Annotated in this window: 5 protein-coding genes; 1 reads left to right on the forward strand and 4 read right to left on the reverse strand. The window is 43.9% G+C overall.

Going from position 1 to position 6,338, the window contains the following annotated elements; translation table 11 throughout:
- Window positions 1-397: 397 nt before the first annotated feature.
- From ACXAG2_RS20645 to ACXAG2_RS20660, 4 genes are read right to left on the reverse strand one after another with little or no spacing between them, the layout of a single operon-like run.
- Window positions 398-2,623 (reverse strand): TonB-dependent receptor, encoded by a 2,226-nt coding sequence (locus ACXAG2_RS20645; RefSeq protein WP_474870174.1) that lies wholly within the window; start codon window positions 2,621-2,623, stop codon window positions 398-400.
- Window positions 2,624-2,644: 21 nt separating this feature from the next.
- The gene (locus ACXAG2_RS20650; RefSeq protein ID WP_474870177.1) at window positions 2,645-3,169 is read right to left on the reverse strand and encodes a hypothetical protein; all 525 of its coding nucleotides are present in this window, start codon (window positions 3,167-3,169) and stop codon (window positions 2,645-2,647) included.
- Complete coding sequence (locus tag ACXAG2_RS20655; protein WP_474870179.1) at window positions 3,166-3,486, reverse strand: c-type cytochrome; 321 nt, start codon at window positions 3,484-3,486, stop codon at window positions 3,166-3,168. The genes ACXAG2_RS20650 and ACXAG2_RS20655 overlap by 4 nt, the downstream gene beginning before the upstream one ends.
- Window positions 3,483-5,051 (reverse strand): FAD-binding oxidoreductase, encoded by a 1,569-nt coding sequence (locus ACXAG2_RS20660; protein ID WP_474870180.1) that lies wholly within the window; start codon window positions 5,049-5,051, stop codon window positions 3,483-3,485. Before ACXAG2_RS20660 ends, ACXAG2_RS20655 begins: the two co-directional genes overlap by 4 nt.
- A 217-nt stretch (window positions 5,052-5,268) precedes the next feature.
- On the opposite strand from ACXAG2_RS20660, the gene ACXAG2_RS20665 reads away from it, so the two are divergent.
- On the forward strand, window positions 5,269-6,177 hold the full coding sequence (locus ACXAG2_RS20665) for an AraC family transcriptional regulator (RefSeq protein ID WP_474870182.1): 909 nt from the start codon (window positions 5,269-5,271) through the stop codon (window positions 6,175-6,177).
- Window positions 6,178-6,338: the final 161 nt, after the last annotated feature.

Consider the following 6,338-nt stretch of genomic DNA (forward strand, 5'->3'; position numbering starts at 1 on the left):
TTAGTATAAAATTGCATTGAGTCTTCTCCGTTTGGGTTTGGTCGCCTTCCAGCTTAGCCAAGAAATTGGCTAAGCTGGGGAGAAGGCTCAACAAGTATCAAACACATTAAGTCGCTTCGCTGGGACAGTAACGCATGGGCTCTGTCGCTTCGCTCGGATTATAGCCCACGCGTTACTTCCCCTTATGTGGGTGTTAGATCCTGTTTGGTTCTTTCGTTTCTCTCTTAGATTCTTTGTATGCCTAGCCGCGCAAGGTTGTTTCTTCTGGGACTGATTGAGAATCATGCAAGGGTAGTTGTACTAGCGGCAAGATAACGCACGTTGTTTGATTAGCATAAAAAAACTGCTATTTAAAGTGCAAGTACACCGGCCGGTCTGCATTGGCCGGTGATAAAAGTTACCACGTATAGTTGTATTGAATACCCCACGTTCTTGGCACGTTTTTGGCGAAGTTGTATATACTCACAGAAGGTCCACCTGTAAACGCTGAGTAAGTGAGATCTTGTTCATCCTCAACGTTGTTAACATATGCCGTTAATTTCCAGTTGTCGTAGGATTGATAGGTCAGTCTCAATGATGTTTTTGAATATCCGTTTTGCTTATCAGATTCCCAGTTAAACGGGGTTAAGTAATAAGACGACTTTAATTGGCTATTTAACGCAAACACAATGTCGCCATTTTCCATTGTCCAATAATGTTTGTAGCCTACTGCGACACTCCATTCAGGTGACTGAGGGGGAGTATTTCCCTTCAAGTTAACGGTAGATACAGCTAGATAGTCTTCATCCGATGAATAGGTAGAAGCGTCCGCCAAAACCAGTGCTTGGGTTGTAGGAAATGTGTCAAAACTAGCATCCAGATAATTAATACTCACATCAACTTGATCATTGTCGCTCAGCATATAATTGGACGTTAGTTCAATACCATTAATACTGGTTTCGCCGGCATTAAGAGTTTGATAGCCGATACTAATGTCACGCAAAACAGCGACTTGCTGGTTTTTATAATCATAGTGGAATGTCGACAAATTCAAGCGTAGCTTGTTGTTGAGTAAATCGCTTTTAATCCCAGCTTCAAAGGCGAGTAAGATTTCTGGTTCGTAATCACCAACTGCGTCAAAACCACCAGCTTTATAGCCTTTACTTGCCTTTGCGAAAAACATACTTTGCTTATTTAAATGATAGTCAAGCCCTAACTGCCAGGTAACTTCGCCCCATGATGCTGAAGTAGGGCCAGAGGTTTCAACAAAAGCTTCAGCGTTGGGTTTAGTAGGATAACCTTCAATGCCAAGCGCAAAGCTTGGTGCAGCAAGGTCGTATGCATCTCTGGATTTTTTGTCTTTGGTGTAACGCCCCCCCACGGTTAAATCTAATTTTTCGGTTAGGTGAACGGTTCCTTGTGCGAACACTGCGGCTGTAGTGGTATCAACGGCATGATCAAAGTAATTTAGCCATGCTGAATCCGCGGGTATTACAACAGCGCCACTTTCTGATTTTTGCTCTTCAGTACCGTAAAATACTCCGGCTTGCCAGAAGTACTTAGGTTGTTCGCCTAATAGACGTAATTCATGATTAACGGTGGTAATTTCATTCATATTCATGAAGTTGAACAGCGATGGTACGAAGCCATTCAATGGCTGGTAACTATCGACATCCACATTTCTATAGCTTGCTAAATAATTCAAAGCAAGTGTATCAAATTCGTGAGTAATCTCCGTTCTCAAAGCGTATTGGTCAATTTTCAGGTGACCCGCATCGCCTTGTTCCCATTCATCCGGTATTTCAGTGGTAAAGTCACTGGGGGCAAGACCTGCGGTGTACTCGCCCTGTAAACTTACCCCATAACGAGAAGGCGCAGTTTGGTCGACTTTGCTGTACTCTGCTGCCATGTAAACGCTGGTATCCGCGCTTGGCGTATAGAGGAGCCCTAAGCGCACTGCATCAGAACTCGCATCGTCAACGTCGCCGGCATCGCCTGCGTCACGATAACCGTCACGACGATTCACGTTGACCGCTGCTCTCACGGCAACATTATCTGAGACGCTAAAATTTGCGCTACCTTGCAGCAATTTGTTGTTAAAAGCACCAATTTCCGCCATTACTTCGCCACCATTGAAGTCAAGTTCTGGCCGTGCGGCAATCAAATTGATAGCTCCAGCGGTGGCGTTTTTACCATATAGGGTGCCTTGTGGACCCCGCAGCACTTCTACGCGCTCTAAATCAAACATTGCAGTATTAATTGCAACTGGGCGGTTAATGTACTCGCCATCTATTGCCACGGTAATTGAGTTGTCGCCCAGCAAATTGTTCGCATTTGAGCTACCAACGCCGCGCAATGTAAAACTGGTATAAATAGTGTCTTTGTTAAAATTTAAGGCGGGTACGAGATTGGTGATCCCCTCTAAATTAACGACACCTCTTTCTTGCAGTGTATTACCGCTCAACACATCCATAGTTATGGCGGTGTCTTGAACCGAAGCCGTGCGCCTCTCCGCAGATATTTCAATCACCTCCAGCTCTGTATTGTGCTCTTGTTGCTGCGCAAATGCGTGTCCGGCAGAAAGCGCGCTGAGTAAGCCGGTGGAAATACAGGTCAGCTTAAATGTAGGTAGCTTGATTTTCATAGAAATCTCTTATTTGTCATTTTATAGTGTTTTCCACAGAAAAAACTCTGTGTTGGTGTTTATTGCGTTTAATCCAATTGGTAACAGTCTTGGATGGAATTTGGTGTATACATTAGCGAGCTGGGATTCGTTGTTAAGTGCAAAGTCAGCAGTAGATGCTATCGCGCCGCCATCGGATGAGTAACGCGAAATCAATACCTGACCAGAAACGATGGTTACTTTAGTTACGTCAGCGCGATACATCTGATAGTCGGTTAATGCACTGAGTAAGAAACTCATGTCTGCACCAGATGTCACTCCAATAACCTGCGTATTTCCTTTGCGAAGCTGCGGTGCGACAGTATGTAAAAACCAAGCACCACATTCGTCCTGTAAATGGTGTATCGAAGTTTGTAAAGAGCTATTACTTATTGAAGCAAAGGGCAAATACTTGTCGTAAATGTAAAGTTCATGGCGACTATCACCAGACCACTGTGAGGCATACCCCAACGTTGGTAAGAACACGCCTAACGACACTGAATTGCAAATAAATTCTCGTCTGTTCACTTTGCCTCCTTGCGTTCTTCAGCGGCTAAATAATTAGCAATTTCGATAAGCTCTGCATTGGTCACATCGCCTTTGGTTAGCGCGGGCATACTGCCTAAGCCATAGCGAACTGCAGTTGTCACCAAGGCTTGGGGTATTTCTCGAACCACGAGATCGGCTTGCTCTGGGCCATATTTGTGCATGAGTTTTAAAAACGCGGCGTTTCCCGCTGAGTGACAAACCGCACACTTTTGAATGTACAGCGCTTCACCGGTTGACGCATGAGTAGAAGGATTAAAGAGGTAAAACAGTACAGAAATTATGGTAAGTCTTTTCATTGAGATTCTCCTTTTTGCTCATCAAGAGACGAAGGCCATATTCCTGATTTTCCTGGCGCCAGTATGCCGTTAGGATCGAGTGCATCCTTTATGGTTTTACTGAGTTTCAGCAATGCTCCGTCATTAAAGTCGTAGGTTGACGCGACCTCGTCCATCCAATCCAAGTGGGTTCTGTACTCTCCATAACCCCGTTGTTTAGCGTCTTCGAGTAGCTGCTTAAACAATTTTGTGACATTGCTTGTCATTCCCGGGTCGTCGCGATCAAATCGCAGGGCATTAATGCAAACACAATGACGTTGTTTAACGTGAAGGGCGCAATGAAAATCCTGACCATATTGTTCAACGAGTTTTTTCGTTTCGTAGTAGTAGGCTAAAATCTCACTTGCAATAGAGGGCAGAACAGGAGAAAAGTCTATATGGCCACCACGACCGCCATACCAGTTGATAAGCTGAAAGGAATTCGTTGTTGGGTTAGATTTTCCTGATTTTGACAATGGCATATCATCGGTCCAGAAAAAACGTTCAATATGTAATTTTGGATAAGCACTGAAAGCGGCTCTGAGCTCGGCTTCCTTGGCTTCGATGACTGACTGATTTCCGTAGAAAGTAACCTCCGCGTTCCACCACCCCAATTTCATTGCCTTTAGCATCTGATGAATTTGTGCCTGAGTCATCGGTTTACCTTTTTCAAACCATTTCTCACGCGTGGTGTACATAGCAACTATGGGCATAAAATTGATAAGGGTAAAATACTGATCAATGATTCCTTCTTTACAGAGGGTGATGAGTGTTTCCATCATCCATCCCAAGTCATCCTCGTCGGGCGCGCCTAAGCGCAACGTTATCGTCGATTTGGGCTGTGGCATTAACCATACGGTAGCCGATGTAACGATCCCAAAATTTGATTGGACAAATAGTTGGTCATAGCCGGGGCCAAAACCATGTTTATACACGGGACCTGATTTGCTGGCTGTCATTGCCTCCATGCCAGTTTTCAACAATTCACCGGTTGGAAGTACTACTTCCAACCCACAGAAGTTTGCAGAGTGGTCGCCATAAGGTGTTCGCCCGACCCCTCTGTCCATTGCATTGCCAATTACACTGCCCCAGCATTGTTCAGGGTAAGATGCCCACAATTTAATGTGATTTTCACGTAGGTAATTTTCCAGATCGAAGAAACCGACTCCTGGCTCAAGCTTTATGTAGCCGAGCTCTTCATTAACTTCGATAATCTTATTCATACGGCTCATGTCGAGTATCACTGAACCGCTCATTTGCGGAGCAGACCCGCCATAAGCGAGATTTTTACCTCGAGAAATTGGCCAAAGTGGCACTTTGAGAGTATTTGCCAATTTAACAATGGCCATCACCTCATCACGGGTGTTAACAATGACAGCCGCCGCAGGAATATGATTGACGTCACCGGTCATACGATATGCGTCCCGGTAGGCGTTTATATCTTGGTCGTCAATAACGATATTTTGTTGTCCAACCAGCGCAGCGCATTCCTTGATAAATTCCAAAAAGCTGTCGGGTGATACCCATGCGGGAACTTTCGATCTCATTTAAATACCTTAAGCAATCAACTCATTTTGTGACTAGAATGTTATCTTTGTTAATTAGGGCAATCTTTGTTGTTAGTGAAATTGATTTTGACTGAGAGTGAAGTTACTTTGTGTGGATTACAGTGAATTCTTTGAATTGAAGTTAGATTAGGCAGTGGCACTACTAGAGTCGATAAATACTAATGACACCAATGAGTGGGCTTATTACTTGAGCCGAGTGCTCAAAACAGCAGACTTACCGGTTGTTAAGTCTATAGATTGTCCGTTTTCAGTGCAGGCAAACCGATTCCAATTCGGTTCAATTCAGTTGCTTTATATTAAGGCTTCACCACATTCCGTCACTGGGGCCATGAGTAGCAGCTCTGAAAATAAAAATGCCTCGGCTGAGGTGCATGTACATTATCAAATAAGCGGTTCGACTGAAGTATTGCAAGATAAAAGGCGTGTGGAATTATTGGAGAACTCATGGTCAATTAATTCGAGTAACGTGCTCTACGTTGTTGACAACTGGTCACCGAGCGAGCAATTATTACTCACTTTGTCTTGGTATGATCTCTACCCAGACGCGCCCAGTGTACACCGTATTTCCAATAAACTGCATTTGTGTGACAACAATGCCGCTAGCTTATTGTTGGATTTAATGAAATCGGTGGTCGATGCATCGCGAAGTTGGTCATCAATAGAAGAAATCTCGATTGCAAATTCAATCTTAATATTGTTTAAGGGATCTGCTTCCAATGAAATGACCAGCTCGCAGCAACTGGATTCATTACAACTCACATTTGAGCGAATAAAAGGGCTGGTAGCCCGTCGTTTGTCAGACCCCAACTTAAATTTAGACTATATCGCAGACGCAATCGGTTGCAGCAAACGCTATCTGCACAATGCATTTAAAACTTATGGTAATGGGCAAACGTTGAACACCTTTATTATCAGGCGGCGTTTAGAGCAGTGTCGATCGGATCTCACCTTGTTGGAGCATGAAATGAAGTCAATCTCAGAAATTGCCTATTCATGGGGATTTGAAGATGTGTCGCATTTTAGCCGTGTTTTTAAAGCACAATTCGGTGAATCGCCTTCCAAATTTCGCGCTAATGTAAACAGAAAGCGAGAAAACATTACTTAGCCGCATATGACTAGGCGGTGTTGTATTTTGAACGAAAAAATGAGTTGTGACAACTTTCTCGTCTGAACGCTACTAAATAACTGTTCTTAAGTGTAGAGCACCCCATAGGGGAACTCAGTGTGATTTCTGCGATCAGATCAATCGCCAAAAAGAAATTACCG

Source organism: Alteromonas sp. ABH4_456 (assembly GCF_056160645.1).